Genomic DNA, 23202 nt, shown 5'->3' on the forward strand with positions numbered 1-23202 from the left:
TCTCGCTCCCCCGATTGATCTTCCGTTCCGTCATCGTGTCCTCACCGTCCTTTCCGGTATCGCGGCTTTCGCTTACCCTTTCCGTTATAAAGCACGATGCCGCGCGAGAGCCCGCACAATTACGCGAGCACAACGACGCGAAGGCCAGACGGTTGACGCCCTGCCGCTCGCCGCCGACGAACGGCAGCCGAAGGGCGGCACGGACAAGGGCCGACCTCGCGGGCCGAAGGACAAGGGCGGCCCGGCAGAGGAGAGCCGGGGCGGGGGCTACTGCTCGCCTGCGGGCAGCTCCAAAGACTCAATGCGGTCGATCATCTCCTGCCGGTCCCTCACCCCGAGCTTCTGGTAAATACGCGCGATATGGGTTTTGACCGTGCCGCGCGAGAGATAGAGCCGCTCGGCAATATGGGGGACGCTGCGCCCTCGTACTACGAGGCTCAGCACCTCCGCCTCGCGGGGCGAGAGCTCGTAGCGGCGGATGGCCTCCTCGCACTGGCGCGCGAAGTAGAGCGCCTCGGCGCGGGGATAGACGACATCCGGCTTCAACCGACCGCGCTCCAAGATGTTCCCCCGGTCGAACACGAGCACCACCGCGAGGACCAGAACGCACGCCGCCACGAGGACGTAAAGGGTCGTATTGCCGCCCCGGGCGCCAAGCTGCCCGAGCGCCGCCATAAGCCCCAAGGCCACCATGGGAACGAAGCTCTCCAAAGCCCGGTACCAGCCGAAAGCCGCCCCTGCCCGCACACCGCTCTGGCGGCAGGCCGTCGCCACCATGACGAAGCAGAACAGGTCGAAGCATGTGAACCCCACCGACACGACGGCCGCGCCCATACCCCTAAACCCTTCGAATGCGGCCACGAGCAGCAGCCCCACCATAACGAGGGGCAAGACCAACTTATACACGTAACGATACGAGATGATCCCCTTGAAAACACAAGAGGCGACAAGCAGGCAGGCCATGACGAGGAAAGACGCGCCTGCGACAACGGAACCGGGAAAAGCCGCCGATAAGCCCGCCTGGGCTCCGAGGATCATAACCCACGTCACGATGCCGAACAGCATGAAGACGAGCAGCACACGCCAGACCGACGAGAGGAAGCGGCGCACCCCGGCGCGCCGCGCCGACACGGCGGGCAGATCATCCCCGCAACCAGACGAAGCCCCATCCCGCAGGAGGCGCGAGGTACCCTCCCGCGGGATGTCCTCGTCCGCGTCGCGGGGACACAAACCCATCGAGAGGGGCAAGAGCAGCGCGAACAGCCCGCACTGCAGGAACCCGCGCGTCGCGCCGATGACGAGGAAGGCCAGCGTCGCCACGCAGAAAGCGGCCAGAGCCCGCTGGGTGAGCGCCGAGCCTTCCAGTTCGCTGAAGCGCATCCCCCAGGCAACGATCACAAAGGCCGCGCACGCCCGCGTCACCCCCTTGTACGCAAGGGAGGCCGCCTGCGAATCGACGAGGCCGGCCGACCACAAGCCCCAGGCCCCCAGCACCACGACGGCGGCCCCCACGGAGGCGGCGAGGGCCAGGGCGAAGAAAGACCTGAACCGGGAGAGCAGTACGGCGATGGCGATATAGCTCCCCACGTTGCAGGCCGACGAGACGATGGTGGACACCTCGACGGCCGGCCCTCCGCCCGAGCCCACAAGCGGCGGGGCAAAGATGTCAACCAGGTTCCACGTATAGAAGGCAGCGAGGCCGAAAATATAGATAACCGACGTTTTATCCGAGAAAATAAGCGATAAGCCGTGTCCTACTTTTTGGCAGACACGGCCCAAGCCATGTTTGGCCGTTTGGTCAGATGACATGGTCCCTCCATTCCCTTAGCCTCATCCATGCCCGGTGCAACGGGCGCGGCGGCCGGGAGCAGATGCCGTGCGAAAGATGCAAATCGCAAGTATAGCGCAGAAGCCCTCGGCTGCCTGACGGAGAAACCTACCTTGAGGAGGGCACCATGGAGAAGAACCTTTCACGTCGCGGATTCATCGGGCTGGGGGCACTGGGAGCCGCAACCGCCGCATCGCTGGTTGCCTGCGCGCCGCAGACGCCCAGCGTCCCCGCCGCCACGGAGTCCGCGCTCGCAAGCACGGCCGCCGACGGCGCGGGCGAGACGACCATCCCCAATGTCGACAACCTGGAATTCTTCCCGCCGAGCGGGGCCGAGGTGGCCTACATCGCCGATCCCATCGCAGACGAGGACGTCGTCGAGACCATTACCTGCGATGTCGCCGTCTGCGGAGCGGGCATGTCGGGCGTGGCCGCCGCCGCTTCCGCAAGCGAGAGCGGCCTGTCGGTGGTGCTCTTGGAAAAGGGGGCGACCTTCGCCGCCCGGGGCACAGAGGTCGCGGCCTTCGGCGACCGGGCCCATGCGGAGGCGAATATCGTGCTGAGCGCCCTCGACTTCATGAACGACGGCCTCTCCACCGCCCACTTCCGCTGCGACCGCTCCGTCTGGGAGCGCTGGTGCGAGCGCTCGGGCGAAGCACTGGACTGGGCCATGGACACCGTCGGCGATGCCTGCGGCGCTTTCACGGCCAAAGCGGGTAACGCCGAGTTCTGCGGCGTTACCACCTGGGGCTCGGGCGTGCGCATCGAGAAGGGCATCGCCTCGTTCGTGGAGGCGCTCCTCGGCATCGCCGAGGGTCACGGCACCGACATTCACTACAACACGCCGGCCGTGCAGCTGGCCGTCCAGGATGGAAAGGCGACGGGCGTCTACGCGAAGGGAGAGGACGGCATCATCAAGATCGAGGCCGCGAAGGGCGTCGTGCTCGCCACGGGCGGCTACGAGTTCAACTGGGACATGCTCACCCAGCGCATCCGCCCGCGCGATCTGGCGGTGTACGCCTGGATCAACCCGACGGTCACCAACACAGGCGACGGCATCCTCATGGGGCTTGCCGCAGGTGCCGCCGAGGACGACTGGCCCCACATCCTCATGAACGACCCCGCCGGCGCCAAGACGGGCAACCGCGCGAACGGAGCCATGCTCGCCTTCCTGCGCGTGAATGAGAACGGCGAGCGCTTCGTGAACGAGAACCTCTCCTTCGAGTACATGAGCAATGCCATCATGTACCAGCCGGGCGCCCACGACTTCGTGCTGCTCTCGGGTACCGACATACTCTCATCCCTCGAGAAGGCCAAAGGCGGCGCCCCCTGGACGCCCGAGGACATGTACGACTCCATCAAGGACGTCCTCGTGGAGGCGCCGACCTTGGACGAGCTGGCCGAGAAGTGCGGCATCGATGCCGCCAACCTCGCCCAGACCGTGGCCCGCTACAACGAGCTGTGCGCAAGTGGAGAGGATGCCGATTTCGGGAAGAAGCCGGGCGACCTCATTCCCCTCGAGGAGGGGCCGTACTATGCCATCGAGGAGAGCGGTTGCTGCCTCGTGACCGTGAACGGCCTGCGCACCGATGCCGACTCCCGCGTACTGACGGGAGCAGGCGCGCCCATCGAGGGGCTCTACGCTCTCGGCAACGCCTCCGGCAGCATGTTCAACGGCACCTATCCGCACCACATGAGCGCCATCAGCCACGGACGCTGTCTGACCTTCGGCTATCTGGTCGGTCGTCGCCTCGCCGGCTTGGAGGCCTAAGGCCCGCGCCACCCTATAAGCCCTCCCCCCTCGTGCGCCCCCTGATGGGGGCGCACGCCCTTGCAGACCCCAAAAGGGCCGTCGCCGCCAAGGGGGCAGCGCCCCTCCTCAAGACGAGAGCGTTACAGTGAAATGCCCGCTCTCGATGGACAGGAGCAGGCGCAGCCCCATGGCATCGGCCAAGCTGCACGCTGTGGCCAGCCCGAGGCCGCTGCCGCCAGCGCGGCGCGAGGCATCGCCGCGATAGAAGCGCTCGCCGAGACGGCCTTCGTCCAAGGTGCCAAGACCCGCAGCGGCATTGGAGATCACGAGGGCGAAACCAGTCGCCTCGGACCCGGTCGCGCGCAGCTCGACGGTCGGGGCGGCGCTCCCGTGGCGCAAACAGTTCGCGAGGAGATTCTCCACGATGCGGCGCACCGCCTCGCCGTCGGCCTCAATCACCGCATCCTCCGCCAGCGACACCTCCGGCCGCCACCCGCGCTCGGCGAAAGCGGGGTACAGCGTCGCCAGCACGTCGGATGCCACAGCGGCCACATCCACCGGCTCCCGTGCAAGCTCGCGGGAACCGTCGTCGGCCTTGGCATACTCGAAGAGGGCGTCCACCAAAACGCGCATGGCGCCCAGGCGCTCGACGGCGGCCGCCACGCACTCGTCGCGTTCGACGTCGTCGTCAGCCACGGCGTACAGCTGCAGAAAGCCCTGGGCGCCCGCAAGCGGCGTGCGCACGTCGTGGGAGAACGAGGCCAGGTTCTCCTGTAGCACGCGCCGCTCCTCGACGGCTTGGCGCCGGACGTCGTCGGCCTCGTCGATAAGCCCGTTGGCCTCGCGGGCCAACGCCCGGGCGCCAGCTGTGGGAAAGGCCAGCCGCAGGCGCTGCCCCTCGCGGGAACGCTGGGCCAGCGACGCCGACAAGCCGCGCATCTGTCGCTCCGTAGCCGTCACGTAGACCACAAGCGCCGCAGCGAGCAGAACGCACAGAACTCCGAGCCAGATCATCGCAACTCCTTTCCGCAGCCCATCACCCTCAAAGCGCCCGCCGGCGTGTCACCAGCACAACGACACCCAAAGCACCGGCGGCCAGCAACGCCACCGATGCGATATCGCCAGCCATCGGCGTGCAGCCCTCGCCCATCATCCACTGCAGCTGGGCAGCCGGCAACCACGTGGGCACCATGGCCGCCGTCTCGAAGAACGCCGATGACACGTCCGTCGCTGCGGGCAGCTCGGGCAACCCGGCAACCGCCCCCAGCTGGGTCGCAATCACATACAGGTTCGTCAGCAGCACCTCCACCTGGCCAGTGGCCAGAAGCAGCATCGCCGCTACGGTGGGCGCGGGCCGCTTCGTCGCCGCCGCCACGGCCACCGTCAGCAACCCGTACACCTCCACGATCAGCACCAACTGCAGCGCCCAACGCAAGGTACGCCCAGTCGGCAGGCCCACATCCAGAAGGGGAAAGCGGGGAATGACCGCGTAAACCGCCACCAGACCGACGAGCACGAACAGCATGGTCAGCAGCGCCACCGTCACCGCCAATGCCAACGCGAAGTCCCGCCGGGAAGACGGCCCCGCCATCAGCGATCGGCACGTTCCCGCGCGAAACTCCTCGGCGAAGAACACCGCCACGAACACGAGCGCGAGCAAAACGAGGAAATACACCACCCCGCCTTCCCCCAAATAACCCTCGGGGTCGAGTGTCACCGTCACGCCTTCGTAGTAGATGGGCGGAATGTTGCGGAAGCCTTCTTGCCCATAGTAGTTCTGCCCCAGGGACACCATATCCCACACCATAATGACCGCAAACAGAACGAGAAACCCCCAGAACATCCGGTTACACGCCAAGGAGTACCACTGAGCTCGCAGCAGATTAAGCATCGCTGCCACCCCCTTTCCCAGCCGCGCCACGCACTGCACCAGTGCCGTCGCCCATGAGTTCCACGAAGTAGTCTTCTCTGTCGCGGGCATGAAGGTACAGCCCGCTTACGGGCACCTCGACCTCAAGCAGAGCGCGGCCCACCGTTTCGGCTTCGGGACCGACTACGCGGATGGCATCGTCGGGCATCACCGTAAAGACCGCATCCGGGAACGCTCCCGCAAGCACTGCCAAAGCCCGGGGCGCCTCCGGCGTTTCCACGCATAGATAGTCGGTGCAGGCCTCCTCCACCTCCTGCGCGGTCATCTGGGCCACCAGGCGCCCCTCGCGCAGCACGCCGTAGCGGGTGACCAGACGCTCCAGCTGGTCGAGCACGTGCGAGCTCACGAGCACGGCGCACCCTCGCTGCAAGGCGAGGTCGGCCAGCAGGCACCGAACCTGGCGCACCCCCTCGGGGTCGAGACCGTTGAACGGCTCGTCCAAAAGCAGCACGTCCGGCCGTCCGATAAGAGCGAGCGCCAATCCGAGGCGCTGCTTCATGCCGAGAGAATAGCCCCTGGCGACATGCCCAGCCACGGCCTCAAGTCCCACAGCCTCCATCACCTCGGCCACCTCGGCCTTCGGATTTGGAAGCCCCTGGGCCAGCGCCCGCACCATCACGTTCTGAAACCCCGTGAGCCCCGGGTTCACAGCGGGGTGCTCGATGAGGCAACCCAGATGCGCGCTCGTCTGGCACGGCCCAAGCACCTCACCGCCCACGGCCACGGTGCCAGCCGTCGGAGCCAGATAACCCGCGAGCACCTTCAGCAACGTGGACTTGCCAGCCCCGTTGCGCCCCACGAGCCCGTAGATATCGCCGGGCTCCAGCGCCAGCGACACATCGTCCACCACGCACCTGCCCCGGAACGCCCGGGTCAAGTGCTCGCAACGCAACGCCTCCATGGGCGCCCCTTTCTCTCGGATACCGATTCCCCTCCATCTTAGGGCGACCGTTTTCAGAAACTTCCCAAGAAGTTCCAAGAAAGGGACAAGGACAGCGGCTCTGCGCGGCCCTCACGGCGGCGCCCTCGCGACCGCCTGTTGGAAAACGTTGATTTCTTGCCAGGGCCACGACCTGCGCCTATAGTACGTATTGCCTGATCATCATAGCTATTTTGATTTGGCAAATATTCGACGTTTTCCCACATCACAACTCGCGCAGCTTGAAGCCGACGCCCCAGACGGTCTCCACGTAGTCATCGGTGCCGGTGGCGCGTAGCTTGGCACGAATGTTGCCGATATGGGTGGCTACGGTCTTGTCCTCCAGGGCCGCCGCATCGCCGCATGCGGCGATCGACAGCGCGCGTTTGGTGTGCACCCGGCGCGGCGCGGCCATCAGCGTGCGCACGATCTCGAACTCCGTGCGCGTGAGGCGCACCGGCATGCCGGCCGCTGTGAAGGCGCGGGCGGTCTCATCCAGCTCCCAGGCCCCGAAGCACAGCGGAGCGACATCCGCCTCCTGCCCGGCACCGGCGCCCCGAATGTCGCCAGCCCTCCCAAAGCCCGCGCTGCGGCGCAACACGGCCTCGCAGCGGGCAAGCAGCTCTTCCAGGTCGAAGGGCTTCACCAGGTAGTCGTCGGCACCGAGACGCAGCAAGTCCACCCGATCGGCCACAGCGGCCCGAGCCGACAGCACTACCACCGGCACCGCGGCCGCCCGCGCTGCGGCCAGCACCTCTTCCCCGCTCGCCCCGGGCAGCATGAGGTCGGTAATCACCAGATGGAAGTCTTCGCCGCCCGCGAGGTGCATGAGGCCCTCGGTGCCGGAGAAGGCCGCCGTGCACATCGCGCCCATCTTCCCCAAATAGGAGCAGACGACGCGGTTGATGGCCGCATCGTCCTCCACTACCAGTATGCGCGCGCCCTCAAGCACCGGCTAGATGACCACCATCTCGTGGGTGGACTTGGTGAACACCTCGAAGCCGTCGTCGGTCACCACGCCGAAGTCCTCCAGGCGCATGCCGAACTTGCCCGGCAGGTAGATGCCCGGCTCCACCGTGACCACGTTGCCCTCCACGAGGGGCTCGGGGTTGCGCGGCGAGAGCACCGGCTCCTCGTGGATGTCGAGGCCCACGCCGTGGCCGAGCCCGTGGCCCATGGCCCCGGCGAAGCCGCCCTCAGCCAGAATCGCCTCGGCCCGCTCGTGGGCCTGTCTGCCCGTCACGCCTGGGGCGAGCATGGCCTCCACGGCCTCGTTGGCGGCCCGCACCGCGTTCCACGCCTCGCGCATCTGCCCCTCGGGCTCGCCGAGGAACACCGTGCGCGTCATATCCGAGCAGTAGCCGTAGGACTTCGCCCCGAAGTCGAGCACCACGCACTGACCGGCCTCGAGCATCGTCGCGCCCGGCACCGCATGGGGGTTCGCGGCGCTCTCGCCCGTGGCCGCGATGGTGGAGAAGGCCAGGCCCTCGGCTCCGTGGCGCAGCATGAACTCGTCCAGCTCCAGCTGCACCTCGCGCTCCGTCATACCCGGCCGCATGAACTCCACGATGTGGGAGAAGGCGGCATCGGTGATGGTTTGGGCCCCGCGCATGCGGGCCACCTCGTAGCGCTCCTTCACCGAGCGCAGACGGCGCACCACCCCGTCGGTCTCGCCCATGGGAAAATCGGCCGGGAAGGCCTTCTGCAGGGCGCGGTACTCGGCCAGGGTCACCGTGTCCTCGATCTGCAGCTCGGCCCCGGGCATGCCGTGGAGCCACGAGCCGTTCCACTGGCGCGCCACGAAGCTCGCGTGGCTCTCGCGCGTGTCGTCCACCCGGATGGGCGTGCGCCGGGCCGCCTGCTCGCAGGCCTTGGCATAGCGGGAATCGGTATGCAGCACCACGCGGTCGGGGGCCACATACAGGGCATGGGCGTCCTCGTCGTCGAAGACCCCGTCGAAGGCGGTGAGCCAGCGGATGTTCGAGGTATCGCGTACCACCATGGGAGAGGGACGCCCGTCGCGCAGCTGATTCATGGCGCGCAGCAGCTGGCCGATATGCCACTCGCAGGCTACCGGGTTGTGCAGTTCGTCGAAGACGGTCATGAGTCTTCCTTTCTCGACCGAGTGCGGGCAGGTTGGGGGCGGGACGGGGGCGTTCGCGCGGAGTTCCGCAGCGACTGGAAATGCCCAGTGGGCATTTCCACCAAGCGAGGACTGTTTGAGCACGAATGCCCCCGTCTCGGCGCCGACCGAACGAGAGGCCTTTCGAATCCTCAGCCTTCGGCAGGCGTCTCTTCCAACAGTATATCGAGCGCGCGCAGATAGCCTTCCTTCCCCAAGCCCTTCACCTGGGCCACGCAGGCCGGGGCTATAACCGAGGTGCGGCGGAACTCCTCGCGCTGGCTGATGTCCGAGATGTGGATCTCCACCACGGGCACATCGATGCACTCCACGGCATCGTGGAGCGCGTAGGAATAGTGGGTGTGGGCGCCGGGATTGTACACGATACCGTCGTAGCGCCCGTGGGCCTCGTGCAGCTTGTCCACCAGGGCCCCCTCGTGATTCGACTGGAAGCAGTCCACTTGGGCGCCGTGCTCGGCACCGTAGGCCACTACCATGGCCTCGATGGCAGCCAGGGTGTCCGACCCGTAGATGGCCGGGTCGCGCACACCGAGCATATTCAGGTTCGGCCCGTTCACAAGTAGGATTTTCTTCACGAAACCAGCCTTTCTCGCAGATTTGCCGCCGCCAAGCGCCTAGGAAGCCGCGCCGTCCTTCGACGCCTCCCATGCCCGCAGCTGCTCCAACAGCGCCTCGTCGGGCACGGACACGAGCTCCCAGTCGCCGATGTCGCGGGGCAGCACGAAGCGCACCTGGCCGCCGCGGGTCTTCTTGTCGCGCCTCATGGCGGCAAGCATCTCCTCGGCCGGAGCCGACCAGGCCAGGGCCGGCAGCCCCAGGGCATCCAGCAGCTCGTCCTGGGCCGCGATGAGCTCCTCGGAGGTGCCCACGATCGCGGCGCCGAGACGCGCCGCGAAGCGCATGCCCTCGGCCACGGCGGCCCCGTGGGAGAAGGTGCCATACCCGGCCAGGGCCTCCACGGCATGACCCAGGGTGTGGCCGTAGTTCAGGCACTCCCGCACCCCGCGGCTCTCGGTCTTGTCCTCGGCCACCACGTTGGCCTTGAACACCACCGACCGCGCGATGGCCTCGGTGACGGTCACCGTGTCCCGCTCGGCCAGGGCCGGGGCGTGGTCCATCATCCAGAAGAAGAACTCGTCGGAATCGATGACGGCCGCCTTGGCGATCTCGGCGCAGCCGCAGGCCCACTCGCGCGCGTCCAGGGTGGCGAGCACCGTCGTGCAGGCGCCCACGTAGGCCGGCTGCTTGAACGTGCCCACGAGGTTCTTCCCCGCTTCCAGGTTCACGCCGGTCTTGCCCCCCACTGAAGAATCCACCATGGCCAGAAGCGTGGTGGGTACCTGCACGAAGGGAATGCCGCGCATGTAGGTGGAGGCGGCAAATCCGGCCAGGTCGCCCACGACACCGCCGCCGAGGGCCACCACGGCGCAGTCGCGCGTGAGGCCCAAAGTCGCCATGGCGTTCCACACCTCCCCGGCCACGGCCAGCGACTTGGCCTCCTCGCCGGCCGGCACGGTGATGTCGCTCACGGCGAAGCCGGCCGCCTTGAGCGACGCCTTGGCCGCGGCCAAGTACAGCGGCCCCACGTTGGTGTCGGTGATGACGAGCAGCCGGGGGGCGCCGGCCACGGCGGGCAGCTTCTTGAGCGAGGACCCGAGCCCTTCCAGCACGGCGGCGCCGATGCGCACGTCGTAGGGAACCTCGCCGGGAATGTTGACGACTATCTTCGTTGCGGGCACAGGACGCCCTCCTTTTCCAAGATGCGCTGAACTTCTCGGGCGATGGCCGGCACCGACTTGCCCGCGGTGCTCACCGTCGCATCGGCCACGGCGGCGTAGAGGGGCAGGCGCTCCTCGCAGCGGGCCCGGGCCGCTTCCAAATTCTGGAACAGGGGCCGTGTGGAGGTGTCGCTGATGCGGCTCGCGGCCTCATCGGCGGTCACTTCCAGATACACCACGAAGCCGGCTTCGCGGAACACCTCGTGGTTGGCAGGGGTCACCACCACGCCGCCCCCGCAGGACACGAGCATAGGATCGGCGGCCCCGAGCTCCCGGAGCACCTCGGTCTCCACGGCGCGGAAGCCCTCCTCGCCCACGGCGGCGAAAATCTCCCTCACCTTCTTGCCCTCGCGGCGCTCGATGTAGGTGTCCATGTCCACCGAGGCCACCTTGCAGGTGCGGGCGAGGCGCCGGGCCACCGAGGTCTTGCCCGCCCCCATGAAGCCCACGAAGAACACCGGGCAGCGCAGGGCGAGCGGCGACTCGGCCGGAGCCGCCACGGGAGCCGGGCGCGCCTTCTTCCGCTCCACCCTAGCGCCCCATGGTGCGCAGGCGCTGCTTGTAGGCCTTGATGGAGGCCTTGATGTCGGCCATGCAGGTGCAGCCGAAGGCCTCGAGATAGGCGTTGGCCAGGGCGAAGGCCACCTCTCCCTCGGCCACCACGGCCGCCGCGGGCACGGCGCACACGTCCGAGCGCTCCTTGGAGGCCTCCTCCACGTCCAGGGTGTCCAGGTTCACGGTCTCCAGGGGCTGCATGAGGGTGGGAATGGGCTTCATGGCCGCCGTCACGATGAGGGGCATGCCGCTCGTCATGCCGCCCTCCAGGCCGCCGGCGTTGTTCGAGGTGCGGATGAAGTCGCAGCCCTCCAGCCGGATGGGATCGTGCACCTGGCTGCCGGGCCGGCGCGCCGCCTCGAAGCCGAGGCCGAATTCCACGCCCTTGATGGCCGGAATGGAGAACAGGGCCGCCCCAATGTGGGAGGTCAGCCGGTCGACGCCCGTGGCATAGGTGCCCAGGCCCGGCACGAGGCCGGTGGCCACGATGCGGAAGGTGCCCCCCAGGCTCTCGCCGGCGTCCTTCGCCTTGTCGATGGCCCGCTTCATGGCGGCAGTGGCCTTCTTGTCGGGGCAGCGCATCTCCGACAGCTCGATATCGAGGGGCTTGTGCTCGGCGGCATCGGCCATGGTCTCGGGGGCCATGGCCACATCGCCCACGGAGACCACGTAGCTCATCACGTCCACGCCGAGCTCGGCCAGAAACTCCCGGGCAATGCCGGCGGCGGCCACTCGGGCCGCCGTCTCCCGGGCGCTGGCCCGCTCAAGGATGTTGCGGCAGTCGTCGGTGTTGGTGCGCAGGGCTCCCACCAGATCGGCATGGCCCGGCCGGGGCGTCACCTCCCGCACCAAATCGCCCGGAGCGCTCCCGAAGGCGGCCATGCGGCCGGTCCAGTTCTCCCAATCGCGGTTGGCCACGGTCAGCGCAATGGGGCTGCCGATGGTGCGCCCGAAGCGGATGCCGCTCGTCACCGTCACCGTGTCCTTCTCGATGGCCATGCGGCCGCCCCGGCCGTAACCGGCCTGGCGGCGGGCCAGATCGGTGTTGATATGGTCGACGGACACCGGCAGGCCCGCCGGCACGCCCGTCACGATGGCCGTGAGATTCGGCCCGTGGCTTTCCCCGGCTGTGATGTATTCCATAGATACAGCTTTCTCGCAGGGCGCACAGATAGGGCGCCCGAGGCAGATCGGCACCCATTGTAGCGCACTGGCAGGCACCGAGCCGTTTCGGGACGGTAAAGTGCGGAAAGGAAGCGGCGCGAACCCTAGAACTCGGCGTTGCCCACGGTACGGGGGTGCGGAATGACGTCGCGGATGTTGCTCACGCCGGTCAGATACATCACCAAGCGCTCGAAGCCCAGGCCGAAGCCCGCATGGGAGCAGGTGCCGAAGCGGCGCAGGTCCAGATAGGCACGGTACTCCTCCGCCTCCATATCCAGCTCGGCGATGCGGCGCTCGAGCACCTCCAGGCGCTCCTCGCGCTGGGACCCGCCCACGATCTCGCCGATGCCCGGCACGAGGCAGTCCATGGCGGCCACGGTGCGGCCGTCGTCGTTCAGGCGCATGTAGAAGGCCTTGATGGCGGCCGGGTAGTCGGTCACGAAGGTGGGGCAGCCGAAGTGCTCCTCGGTGAGATAGCGCTCGTGCTCGGTCTGCAGGTCGATGCCCCACTCCACGGGGTACTCGAAGGCGCGGCCGGCGGCCTGGGCGGCCAGCAGGATGTCCACGGCCTCGGTGTAGGTGACGCGGGCGAAGTCGGAGGCGGCCACGTGGGTCAGGCGCTCGATGAGCCCCTTGTCCACGAACTTGTTCAGCATGGCCAGCTCATCGGGGCAGCGCTCCATCACATCGGTGATGACGTACTTCAGCATGGCCTCAGCCAGCTCCATATTGTCTTCCAGATCGGCGAAGGCGATCTCGGGCTCCACCATCCAGAACTCGGCGGCGTGGCGAGCGGTGTTGGAGTTCTCGGCCCGGAAGGTGGGGCCGAAGGTGTACACGTCGCCGAAGGCCATGGCGAAGTTCTCGGCGTTCAGCTGGCCGGACACGGTGAGCGACGCGGGCTTGCCGAAGAAGTCGGCGCTCCAATCCACTTCGCCGGCCGTCAGGGCGCCCTCGCTGGCCGCGGCCGCCTCGGCACTCACGAGCGGCGGGCAGGCCGGATCGATGGTGGTCACGCGGAACATCTCGCCAGCGCCCTCGCAGTCGCTCGCGGTGATGATGGGCGTGTGCACGTAGATGAAGCCGCGGTCCTGGAAGAAGCGGTGGATGGAGCCGGCGGCCACCGAGCGGATGCGGAACACTGCACGGAACAGATTCGTGCGCGGGCGCAGGTGCTGCTGGGTGCGCAGAAACTCCACCGTGGCCCGTTTCTTCTGCAGCGGGTAGTCCGGCGCCGAGGGCCCTTCCACGCGAATGGAAGCGGCCGCCAGCTCGAAGGGCTGCGGGGCATCGGGCGTGAGCTTCAGCGTGCCCTCCGCCACGAGCGCCGCCGCCACGTTCTGATGGGCGATCTCGTCGTAGTTCTCCAGGCTGGAGCGGTCCATGACCACTTGCAGGTCCCTGAAGCAGCTGCCGTCGTTCAAGGTGACGAAGCCGAAGTTCTTCATATCGCGGACCGATTTGACCCATCCGGCCACCGTGACGGCCTTCCCCTCGAAGGCGCCGGCGTCGGCGTAGAGTTGAGCAATCTTGATGCGGTTCATAGGGGCGCAACCTTTCGACAGAGCGTATTTTCCGTTGCGGCTATGATAGCAGGACGGGCCGCGCTCGCCTATGGCCCGATAGGCAATCTTGCAGACCCAACCCCACGGCCCATGGGCGCGTCGGTGCCCCTACAGATCGAACCCCGCGGCATCGGCCATGATGGCGAACAACTCGTCCTCGGGAATATCGAGGGCGGCCGTCTCGGTGATGTCGCGCAGGATGCCCACCGTTACCACCGCCTGGCCCACCAGCATGCCTGCTCCGTCGAAGAAGGTGCACCCCGTAGCGCGGGCCGCCGCGGCCAGGGCCGTCTCACCGTGGCCGTACACCACGTCGAACACCGTCTGGTCCGCGCGGAGCAGGGCCACATCAAAGGGGGCGCCATCGCCCTCGTTCATGCCTAGGGGCGTGGCGTCGATGATGATGTCGGCACCGGCGATGGCCTGGCGCGAGGTGTCGTAGCTGCCGAAGCGGAAATCCACCTGCCTGTACACCTCGGCGAAGCTGAGATGCCCCTCTTTGAAAGCCGGCATGTCCACAGTGCGGCCAATCATGGCCCCCAGCTCGTCGGCGTAGGTGCGCATGACCCGATGGGCCCGCTCCTTGTCGCGGCCGAGCAGCAGCACGTCGGCCGGACCGGCCTGGGCCACGGCGTGCAGGATGGACAGCGCCGTGGGGCCCGTACCGCAGACGACCACGGATTTCCCCGCGAAGGAGACGCCGGCCCCCTCCAGATAGGCCACGCAGCCCTGGCCGTCGGTGTTGTAGGCGATGAGCGCGCCGGCCTTGTTCACGAGCACGTTGGCCCCATGGGCAAGGCTCGCCGAGGCGGCCCTCACATCGGCGGCGGCGAAGGCCTCGGGCTTATAGGGGGTCGTGATGTTGATGGACAGAAAGTCGCGGGCCGCCAAGAAGGCCTCGGCCTCGGCCCGGGTCGCCAGATCGGCCGCGCCGTAGTGCCAGGGCAGCCCTGCCCGCTCGTAGACGGCGTTGTACATGACGGGCGACTTCGAATGGGCAATGGGATGCCCCAAAATATAGAGATGCTCGGTCACAGCCGCGCTCCTTTCACTCCTATTCCGACGATGAGGGAGAACCCGCACCAGCTGGAGCACAGGAGGCGGCCAGTTCGTCGCCGGCTTGGCGCATATGCACGGCCGGCTCCGGCTTGCGGTCTCCCAGAATGACCCGCTCCGCATTGCGCAGCAGCAGCGTATGGGGCAGATCCTGCTCCACCAGAGGCTGCAGCATATAGGCGGGAAGGCCGGCCAAATGGGCGCCGAGCACATCGGTGGCCAGCTGATCGCCCACCACCACCGCCTCGCTCCGCGGCGCCTTCAGCTTCCGCAGGGCCACCATGAAGGCCGCGGGCACGGGCTTCATAGCCTTGGCCACGATGGGCAGTTCAAGCTCGCCGGCGAATTGGTACACGTCGCTGTGCCAGTTGTTGGACACGAGGCAGAAATCCACCCCGGCCGTGCGGGCGCGGCCGAGCCACAGGCCCACATCACGGGGCACCTGATGCGTATCCCGAGCCCGAATGGTGTTGTCGATATCGAGCAGCACCGCCCGATATCCGCGGCCGAGCAAGTCGGCCTCGATATCGATGGCGGTGATGCGCGAGAAGTAGCGGTCGGGGGTCAGCAGCGCCATGGGCACATCCGCACCGGCGGGGCCCAGGACCTAGGCGGCCTCGGCCTCGCCGTCGCCGGCGGAGGTACCGGAGTTGTCGGCGATGGCCTGCTGGTGCTGCTCGTAGGTCTGGCTGAAGACGGCCTGCATGTTGCCGTCGGCATCGGCATAGAAGTAGAAGAACATATCCTCGGTATCCGTCGGCTCGCACACGGCCACAAGGCTCTCGATGCCCGGGGAGCAGATGGGGGTCGGCGGCAGCCCCGGGTTCGCGTAGGTGCCGTAGGGCGTCTCGGCGTGCACCTCCTCGGCCGTGGGCTCGCGGCCCACCTCGTAGGCCGTGGTGGCATCGGATTCCAGATAGGGGCGGTCGGAGGAGAGGCGATTGTAGAACACGCCGGCCACATGATCGCGCACCTCCTGATCGCCCGTGGACTCCTTGGCCACGATGGAGGCCAGGTTCACCGCTTCGTAAAGGGACAACCCCTGGCTCGCCGGATAACTGTTGGCGAAGTCGCCGAAGATGGCGGCGGTCTCGGTGCCGAACTGGTCGAGCATCATGCGCACCACGGCCTCGGCGTCCGCGTCCTCGGTCACGGCGTAGGTCTTGGGGAACAGGAAGCCCTCGAGAGAGTTCTCCCCAGCGCTCTCCAGGAAGGGATAGTCGGCGACATAGGCGCTCGCGTTCTCGGAGGCGGCCAGGAAGGCCTCGGCCGCAATGCGACCGCCCGTGGCACTGGCCACCAGATCGGACAGCTCGGCGCGGGTGATGTCCTCGGGCACGGCGAGCGTATCGCCCACGGTGGCCGGCCCGGCCATAATGGCCCGCACCAGCGCCTCGGGAGTGCTGCCGCCCTCGAAGGTGTAGGTGCCGGGAATGAGCGCGGCGGCGGCATCCAGACGCGTCACCTCGTTCGTGAACTCCTGGGCGCTGCCGATGAGGCGCGCCGCAGCCAGGGCATCGCCGATGGAAGTGGCGCTCTCCCCTTCCGCGATCGTCACCTCCACGGTCTCGCCGGGCTGCAAGAGCTCAGTGCCCGAGCAGGCCTTGAAGGCGAAGAAGCATACTGCGGCGAGCACGATGAGCGCGAACACCCCGAGGAAGATGACCGGCTTCGGATCGCGCTTGGGCATGATGGCGCTCGTGTCGTAGGTGCGGAACTCCCGATCGCCCTTGGCATGGGCCGCGCGAGCCGCATGGGTGGGTCGGGAGGAATAGGTTACCGTCTTCTTGTGAAGGGCCACAGAACAGCCTTTCTCTCCTCAGCCCGACCGGAAGCGCTTGGCGGCTCAGCGCCTCCCCTCGGCGCGAGCACGCTCGTCGAGCCACGATTGCAGAAACAAACTCGCGGCTATCATATCCACTTTTCCGCGCATCGCGCGCTCGCTTAGGCCCTTTTCACGCAAACTCCGCTTGGCCTCGGCCGAGCTCAGACGCTCATCTGCGAAAACATGGGGAATGCCGCAGGCATCGCTGATAGCGGCGGCGGCCTTGCGGATGCGGGCCGCCTGGGGGCCTTCCTCGCCGGCCAAGGTGCGGGGCAGCCCGCAGACGAGCAGCTCCGGCTCCCAATCTTCCAGCAGGCGCCGGAAGGGCTTGGCCGCGCCCGCCACCTCGGCGGCCGGCAGCACGCACACGGGGCTCGCCACCCGCTCGCCGGGATCGCTCACGGCCACCCCCACGCGCACTTCCCCGATATCGAGCGCCATGACGCGCACGGTTAGCGCACCTCCAGCAGCTTCTGGCGCAGCTCCGCTTCCATGCGGCGCATCTCCACCTCGGCCTCGGCGCGCTTGGCGCGGCCCTCGGCCTGAATCTTCATCACCTCGTCGAAGGTCTGGATGAGGTTCTCGTTGGTGGCCTTCAAGGTCTCGATATCCACGATGCCCCGCTCGGACTCGCGGGCCACCTCCACCGTAGACTGCTTCAATTTCTCGGCATTCTTGCGCAGAAGCTCGTTGGTCATGTCGGTGACGGCGGACTGGGCCTTAAGCGCCGCCTCGTTGTTGGCCAGCCCTAAGGCCAGAAGCATCTGGCTCTTCCACAGGGGGATGGTGTTCACGAGCGTCGTCTGGATCTTCTCGATCATGAGCATCTCGTTGTTCTGCACGAGACGGATCTGCGGGGCCATCTGCATGGCCACGGTGCGGGACAGATCCAGGTCGGAGAGCTTCTTCTCGAAGCGGTTGCAGGCCGCCGACAGCTTCTGCACCGCCTCGGCATCCTCGGTGGAGGCCGAGGCCTGGGCCTTGGCGGCCAGCGCGGCCAGCTCGCCCTCGCGCACCTCGGCCAGACGCTGGCGGCCGGCCAAGAGGTACATGGTCAGCTCCTTGAAGTAGGTGAGGTTCAGCTCGTAGAGCTTGTCCATGGTGGCGGCGTCCTTCATGAGGGTCACCTGGTGGGCCTCCAGGGCCCGGGCGATCTTGTCCACATTGGCCTCGGCGCTGTCGTAGCGGGCCTTCAGGGCCATGATCTTGTTTGCCTGGCGCTTGAACAGGCCGAACAGCCCCTTGCTCTCCTCATCGGCATCGAAGCTCTTCAGCTCGGTCACCACCCCGGCGATGAGATCGCCGGCCTCGCCCAGATCCTGGGTGCGCACACGTTCGAGGGCCGTCTCGGAGAAGTCGGCCATCTTCTTCTGGGCGCCGGAGCCGAAGGTGAGCACCTGCTGGGAGTTGGCGATATCGATCTGCTGGGCGAAGGCGTCCACCTGGGCCAGCTCCTCGGCTGAGAGCGAATCGGCGAGAGAGGGGGCGGGCGGGGCCTCCACCTCGATGATGGACGCCTTGACGGTGGTGTCCTCGACCACCGGGTCCAGCGTGAGGGTGGGAGCGGGAATGTTCGTGAGGTTCGTCAGCTCGTCGTTCATAAAAGTTCCTTCCAAAGGTTCAACAACGTCGTTAGCGTGAGGCGGCCTTATGGGGAAAGACCGCCTTTCGGGGGTGTTTCGCTTCCGGGCACAGCCCGTCATCGGCTTACGGTTTCACATCGAAGGGGCCATCTACCAGCCCCTCCTGGGCCAGCATGGTCTGGAGCACGGCGATATCGGCAGACACATCGAGGGACAGATCCTGGTAGGTGTCGTCCAAGAGCTTCTCGAAGGCGCTGTGGAGCACTCCCAGGGTATGCTCGATCTCGCGGCGCGAGGCGGCGATGTTCTCGCCCTGCACCGGCTGCTCTTCCAGGTTATCGTAGGCGGCCAGCAGCTTCACCGTCGTGGGAAGGTAGTAGGCGGTCAAGCGATCGAGGCCGGCGATGACAGAGGGCTCCCCTTCGGCTCGGGCGAGGATGCGGCCCACCACCTCTTCGATGGCCACGATGCGCTCGCTCACGGCCGCATCGTCGATGGACTCGTCCAGGCGGCGCAGCTGGCCCAGGTAGTCCCGGCCTGTCGCAACGAAGGCGCGCTGCTCCGGCGTGAGACGGTCGCTCAGGTCGCGCTCGCGACTCTGGCGCGCGGCCGCCTCAGCGACCCGGGCCTCCTCGGCAGCCCGCTGGCTCTCGGCGATCTGGCGCTGATGCTGCTGCAACGTGCAGTACTGGCGGTATGCGTTCTCGGTCACCATGAGGGTGGTGGCCTCATGGTCGATGCGCCCCTGGGGAATGAGCCCGCGTCTGATCAGCTTGCGGGCCCGGGCCAGGGCCTTGGGCCGGCTGATCAGGGCGCGGGCGGCAATGTCGTCGAAGGTGCAGGCCTCGCGGTCGCCGAAGATGCGCCGGAACGACTTGAGCTGCGAGGCCGTGCGCAAGCGATCGATGCCTCCGGCCAGCAGCGCCGCCCCGGCCGCCGTGAGCGTGCCGAACAGCACCGCCGTCACCACGCCGACAGGACCCGTGGCGAGCCCCGCAACGATGCCCACAGCTGTAAAAATGCCGAAGGCGAAGGTGCACGCGCCGCCGATGGCCGTCATGATGACGCCGGACGCCGTCAGGCCGCCGGACGAGCGGAACCGCCCCTTGGCAAGGGCCGTGGGGCCGGGGTAGGCCGGCGCGGGAGCGGAAGCGACGGGGATGCCCCAGCCGCCGTTGGCCGGAGGCCGAGCCTGGGCTTGGGCAGCTTGGGCCTGGGCGGCTGCCTGGGCCTGGGCGGCTGCCCGGGCCTGGGCGGCGCGGTACTGGGCCTCGGCCGCCTTGCGCTCCCGCTTGGCCTGGCGCTTGCGGGCCTTTGCCTGGCGCTTGCGGGCTATCTCCTCGTAGGCTTTCAGATTGTCCTCGGGTTTCGATCCCAGGGCTTCGGCCACCTCACCGGCACCCTTCTCCACCGCCTTGGCGAACTGGGAGAACGCCTTGTCCACCGAGTGGCACAGGCGCTCGAAATCTTTGGGTGACATGCCGGGCACCGGGCTGGTGCCGGGCGCGAATGCCGAACCTGCGCCAGACCGGGACTCGGCTTGGCCGCCCGGCTGCCCCGCGGGGGCAGGGTCGTCCCAGGGCACCTCGTAGATGGCGTCGGGCCCCGGTTGCTGAGGTTCGGCCGCGGGCCTCCCCTGGCTGTGGTGGGGCTGCTGGGGCCCGGGGCCTCCCGTACTATACGCTGCCATCGTCCATCCTCATCGTGCGCGGCGCCGTCGCAGGCGCCTTCCGTAATTTCGCCGCCATCATACCACGCGCCCGCTGCGGCAGGCCCGCATCCCACGCAATCAGCAAGCCCGAAGCCATTGCGCGTCCATGCCCCCTTCGCCTATGCTCGTAAAACCTTCGTCAGCGTGAGCAATCCAAACGAACCCCGAAACGAAGATAGGAGAAGGCCATGATCAACGCGATGACACCCCAGCACACCTTCTGCGATTACTGTCGACAATGGGTTGCCATGTACAAGGAGGGCGCCGTGCGCGATGTGACACTCAGCAAATACCACCTCACCTGCGCATGGCTGCAAAAGCTCATCCCTCTGCTCACCCTGGCAGAGCTCAACCGAATCACCTACCAGCAGCTTCTCAACGACTACGCCCAAAGCCACGAGCGGCAAACCACGATGGATTTCCACCACCAACTTAAAGGCGCCGTCCTCGACGCCGTGGACGAGGGCCTTGTCGACAGAGACCCGACACGAAAGGCCATCATCAAGGGCAAGACCCCACGCGCCAAGAAGCAGAAATACCTGAACCAGTTTGAACTCCACCGCCTGCTCAACGATCTTAACCTCGGGACGGACATCTCGTGGGATTGGCTTATCCTGCTCATCGCCAAAACAGGGCTGCGGTTCTCGGAGGCCATCGCGCTCACCCCCGCCGACTTCGAATTCGGAAGGCGGGTGGTGTCGGTGAGCAAAACCTGGGACTATAAGAGCGGAGGCGGCTTCGTGCCCACGAAAAACCGTTCGTCAGTTCGCAAGGTGCAACTCGATTGGCAGCTCGTCATTCAGTTTTCGGAACTCACCAAGTCGCTTCCCCCCGATGAGCCCATCTTCGTGAACGGGAAGGTCTACAACTCGACTGCCAATGACGTGCTAGAGCGCCACTGCAGGCATGCGGAAATACCCGTGATATCCGTGCACGGCCTGCGCCATACGCACGCGTCGCTCCTGCTGTTCGCCGGCGTATCCATCGCAAGCGTTGCCAAGCGACTGGGGCATGCCAGCATGAACACGACGCAAAAAACCTACCTGCACATCATCCAAGAACTTGAGAACCAGGATGTCGACCTTGTAATGCGCTCCATTTCAAGTCTCATCTAGATCGGCGAAACGCTCACGCTGATGAAGGGTGATGAGCGAGTCGAGAGCATCCGCAAGAGAGCCTATCGCCTCCTGCTCTTTTCGAAAGAGAGGTACGCTGACTTCGATTTCTGCAAATTCCTCAAATTTAAGAACCTGAGTATCTTTCGAATTTCCTTGAGATCGTCGCTGATATTGACAGAGCAGGTTGGGACGCTTGAGCAACCTTGCGAAAAAGCGAGAGGCAGTCATCGAAACCGGTCTTGCCACAACGTAAGCTGGGCTAACAATGCCATCATGCAGACTCGAGTCTACGGCGCCTTGCCACATTCTCATGCTGTTGTATACCACGTCCCCCTTGCGCACCACCTTATAGTTGACAAGACTCGCACCGGGATTTATCTCCCTGTCGGAATCCGACGCAGGATATATTCCGTTCGCAACACTAACCGAGAGTATCTCCAAATCGGATGAGCGATCTTCGCTCTCGACAAATAACTCCCCCAACCTACGCTGTTCCCAAGCTGTTGTGGCGACTTACAAGGAAGCCGTAGGGCGCGGGTTTTATATCTCCAGCGAGGAGGGATGGAGGAGGAAGTCGTAGATGTTCATTATCAGCACGCCGCGATCGTTGTAGTGGGGCGCGATGCCATCTTTTGTCACGATGACCTTCTTGAAAGAGTCGCCGACTCGCATGAGGGATGCTTGCTCCTGATCCATCTTCTCTTGAGTGGGCAACGCGTAGGCGGATTGGATGTAGAGCCGTTTGCTTCCGAGATTGCACACGAAATCTATCTCGTAATTGACGCGCCTCACGCTGCCCTGGCTGTCCCTGCGCTGCGAGGGCACGATGCCAACATCGACCTTGAAACCCCGTCCGCGGAGCTCGTTGTACAGGATGTTCTCCATGATGTGAGTTTCCTCGAACTGCCTGAAGTTGAGTCGCGCGTTGCGCAGGCCCACGTCAACGGCATAGTACTTTGATCCCGCCCCGATGTATTTTCGGCCTTTTATGTCGTAGCGTACCGCCTTCTCGAAAAGGAATGAGTCTTCGAGGTGGGCTAGGAACCTGTCCACGGTCTCCCTCGCGATATTGGAGTGCTTCTCACTTTTGAAAGTGTTTGCGATCTTGGTCGGATTCACGAGGGAGCCGATGCAGGACGAGAGCATGTCGACCAGGTCGTTGAGGTCGGAGACGTCCCGAACCTTGTACCGATCGACGATATCTGCCAGGTAAACTTCGCTCATCACGCTCGTGAGATACTGCGTCTTTTCGTCGGCGCTCTTGCGAAGGACGACTGCGGGCAGGCCCCCGTAGGTGGCGTATTCCAAGTATCCATCGCGCTTGTCCCCATTGAAGCCCTCCATGAATTCCGAGAAGCTCAATGGCCGCATCGGTATCTCGTAGCCCCGGCCCCTGAACTCGGTGACGACGTCCTTGGAGAGGAGGCGCGCATTGCTTCCCGTTGCGTACACATCGACGTTCTCCATGCGCAGCAGGTCGTTGAGCACTTCCGGGAATCGGTCGAGGAGCTGGATCTCATCGAGCAGGAGGAAGTACGGCTCCCCATCGGTTATTCTGCCGTCTACAAACGAGAGGAAGCGATCGGGATCCCGGTAAACGCTGTTGCGGTATCCGTCGAAATCCATCTCGACGATATGGTCGGCGCGGATCCCCGCCTCGATGAGATGGCGTTTGAAGAGGGTATTTAGCAGGTATGTCTTGCCGCAACGGCGAACGCCAGTGACAACCTTGACCTGGCCGCTGCCGATTTGGGATACGAGTTGGGAAACGTAGGCGCCTCGAGAGAACTCCATGGAGATATCCATCTTTCTAACGTGATGATTGTAGCATTTTTCACAGATAGAATTGTAGCGAGGGCGCAGCGTGGAGGCAAGTCCTCACGCTCGATGAAGGGTGATGAGCGAGTCGAGAGCATCCGCAAGAGAGCCTATCGCCTCCTGCTCTTTTCGAAAGAGAGGTACGCTGACTTCGATTTCTGCAAATTCCTCAAATTTAAGAACCTGAGTATCTTTCGAATTTCCTTGAGATCGTCGCTGATATTGACAGAGCAGGTTGGGACGCTTGAGCAACCTTGCGAAAAAGCGAGAGGCAGTCATCGAAACCGGTCTTGCCACAACGTAAGCTGGGCTAACAATGCCATCATGCAGACTCGAGTCTACGGCGCCTTGCCACATTCTCATGCTGTTGTATACCACGTCCCCCTTGCACACCACCTTATAGTTGACAAGACTCGCACCGGGATTTATCTCCCTGTCGGAATCCGACGCAGGATA

21 protein-coding genes are annotated in these 23202 nt (G+C 65.6%); 2 read left to right on the forward strand and 19 right to left on the reverse strand.

Annotation, left to right across the window (positions count from 1 at the left end):
* Window positions 1-267: 267 nt before the first annotated feature.
* The gene (locus AAK988_RS00300) at window positions 268-1809 is read right to left on the reverse strand and encodes a response regulator transcription factor (RefSeq protein ID WP_369873366.1); all 1542 of its coding nucleotides are present in this window, start codon (window positions 1807-1809) and stop codon (window positions 268-270) included.
* A 146-nt stretch (window positions 1810-1955) separates the two neighbouring features.
* On the opposite strand from AAK988_RS00300, the gene AAK988_RS00305 reads away from it, so the two are divergent.
* Window positions 1956-3599, forward strand: a complete 1644-nt coding sequence (locus tag AAK988_RS00305) for an FAD-dependent oxidoreductase (protein WP_304596833.1) — start codon at window positions 1956-1958, stop codon at window positions 3597-3599.
* A gap of 108 nt (window positions 3600-3707) precedes the next feature.
* On the opposite strand, the gene AAK988_RS00310 is transcribed toward AAK988_RS00305, so the two are convergent.
* The 16 genes from AAK988_RS00310 to AAK988_RS00385 all read right to left on the reverse strand — a co-directional run bounded on the left by AAK988_RS00310 (window position 3708) and on the right by AAK988_RS00385 (window position 19789).
* The gene (locus AAK988_RS00310; protein ID WP_369873365.1) at window positions 3708-4595 is read right to left on the reverse strand and encodes a sensor histidine kinase; all 888 of its coding nucleotides are present in this window, start codon (window positions 4593-4595) and stop codon (window positions 3708-3710) included.
* A 28-nt stretch (window positions 4596-4623) separates the two neighbouring features.
* Window positions 4624-5472, reverse strand: coding sequence for an ABC transporter permease (locus AAK988_RS00315; protein ID WP_369873364.1), 849 nt, complete (start codon window positions 5470-5472; stop codon window positions 4624-4626).
* Window positions 5465-6412 carry an ABC transporter ATP-binding protein gene (locus AAK988_RS00320; protein ID WP_369873363.1) on the reverse strand — a complete coding sequence of 316 codons (948 nt, stop codon included), beginning with the start codon at window positions 6410-6412 and terminating at the stop codon, window positions 5465-5467. The genes AAK988_RS00315 and AAK988_RS00320 overlap by 8 nt, the downstream gene beginning before the upstream one ends.
* 244 nt (window positions 6413-6656) lie before the next feature.
* Window positions 6657-7382 carry a response regulator transcription factor gene (locus AAK988_RS00325; protein ID WP_369873362.1) on the reverse strand — a complete coding sequence of 242 codons (726 nt, stop codon included), beginning with the start codon at window positions 7380-7382 and terminating at the stop codon, window positions 6657-6659.
* Between the two features lie 3 nt (window positions 7383-7385).
* The gene (locus tag AAK988_RS00330) at window positions 7386-8465 is read right to left on the reverse strand and encodes a M24 family metallopeptidase (RefSeq protein WP_369873412.1); all 1080 of its coding nucleotides are present in this window, start codon (window positions 8463-8465) and stop codon (window positions 7386-7388) included.
* A 239-nt stretch (window positions 8466-8704) separates the two neighbouring features.
* Window positions 8705-9148: a type II 3-dehydroquinate dehydratase gene (aroQ, locus tag AAK988_RS00335; RefSeq protein WP_016308320.1), complete on the reverse strand. Its 444-nt coding sequence runs from the start codon at window positions 9146-9148 to the stop codon at window positions 8705-8707.
* Between the two features lie 39 nt (window positions 9149-9187).
* Window positions 9188-10312, reverse strand: a complete 1125-nt coding sequence (aroB, locus tag AAK988_RS00340; protein ID WP_369873361.1) for a 3-dehydroquinate synthase — start codon at window positions 10310-10312, stop codon at window positions 9188-9190.
* On the reverse strand, window positions 10294-10881 hold the full coding sequence (locus AAK988_RS00345) for a shikimate kinase (RefSeq protein ID WP_369873360.1): 588 nt from the start codon (window positions 10879-10881) through the stop codon (window positions 10294-10296). Before AAK988_RS00345 ends, aroB begins: the two co-directional genes overlap by 19 nt.
* 1 nt (window position 10882) lies before the next feature.
* Window positions 10883-12049 carry a chorismate synthase gene (gene aroC / locus AAK988_RS00350; protein ID WP_369873359.1) on the reverse strand — a complete coding sequence of 389 codons (1167 nt, stop codon included), beginning with the start codon at window positions 12047-12049 and terminating at the stop codon, window positions 10883-10885.
* 125 nt (window positions 12050-12174) lie between these two features.
* Window positions 12175-13614, reverse strand: a complete 1440-nt coding sequence (gene asnS / locus AAK988_RS00355) for an asparagine--tRNA ligase (RefSeq protein WP_369880256.1) — start codon at window positions 13612-13614, stop codon at window positions 12175-12177.
* 129 nt (window positions 13615-13743) lie between these two features.
* Window positions 13744-14670, reverse strand: coding sequence for a shikimate dehydrogenase family protein (locus tag AAK988_RS00360; protein WP_304596825.1), 927 nt, complete (start codon window positions 14668-14670; stop codon window positions 13744-13746).
* Window positions 14671-14689: 19 nt separating this feature from the next.
* A complete protein-coding gene (locus AAK988_RS00365; protein WP_369873357.1) occupies window positions 14690-15268 on the reverse strand; it encodes a YqeG family HAD IIIA-type phosphatase in 579 nt (192 codons plus the stop codon).
* Between the two features lie 30 nt (window positions 15269-15298).
* Complete coding sequence (gene mltG / locus AAK988_RS00370) at window positions 15299-16492, reverse strand: endolytic transglycosylase MltG (RefSeq protein ID WP_369873356.1); 1194 nt, start codon at window positions 16490-16492, stop codon at window positions 15299-15301.
* 45 nt (window positions 16493-16537) lie between these two features.
* Window positions 16538-16966: a Holliday junction resolvase RuvX gene (gene ruvX / locus AAK988_RS00375; RefSeq protein ID WP_242370309.1), complete on the reverse strand. Its 429-nt coding sequence runs from the start codon at window positions 16964-16966 to the stop codon at window positions 16538-16540.
* A gap of 2 nt (window positions 16967-16968) precedes the next feature.
* Window positions 16969-18117 (reverse strand): toxic anion resistance protein, encoded by a 1149-nt coding sequence (locus tag AAK988_RS00380; RefSeq protein ID WP_160324573.1) that lies wholly within the window; start codon window positions 18115-18117, stop codon window positions 16969-16971.
* Between the two features lie 106 nt (window positions 18118-18223).
* Complete coding sequence (locus AAK988_RS00385) at window positions 18224-19789, reverse strand: 5-bromo-4-chloroindolyl phosphate hydrolysis family protein (RefSeq protein ID WP_369873355.1); 1566 nt, start codon at window positions 19787-19789, stop codon at window positions 18224-18226.
* 209 nt (window positions 19790-19998) lie between these two features.
* Here AAK988_RS00385 and AAK988_RS00390 point away from each other — a divergent pair, with 209 nt between their 5' ends.
* Window positions 19999-20925, forward strand: a complete 927-nt coding sequence (locus AAK988_RS00390) for a site-specific integrase (RefSeq protein ID WP_369880257.1) — start codon at window positions 19999-20001, stop codon at window positions 20923-20925.
* Here AAK988_RS00390 and AAK988_RS00395 read toward each other — a convergent pair.
* Both AAK988_RS00395 and AAK988_RS00400 read right to left on the reverse strand, forming a co-directional pair.
* Complete coding sequence (locus AAK988_RS00395; protein ID WP_369880258.1) at window positions 20911-21255, reverse strand: restriction endonuclease subunit S domain-containing protein; 345 nt, start codon at window positions 21253-21255, stop codon at window positions 20911-20913. The two genes, AAK988_RS00390 and AAK988_RS00395, sit on opposite strands and share 15 nt — an antisense overlap.
* A gap of 213 nt (window positions 21256-21468) precedes the next feature.
* Window positions 21469-22722 (reverse strand): ATP-binding protein, encoded by a 1254-nt coding sequence (locus tag AAK988_RS00400; protein ID WP_135971231.1) that lies wholly within the window; start codon window positions 22720-22722, stop codon window positions 21469-21471.
* Window positions 22723-23202: the final 480 nt, after the last annotated feature.

It is taken from the genome of Adlercreutzia muris (genome assembly GCF_041223505.1).
Lineage (GTDB): Bacteria > Actinomycetota > Coriobacteriia > Coriobacteriales > Eggerthellaceae > Adlercreutzia > Adlercreutzia muris.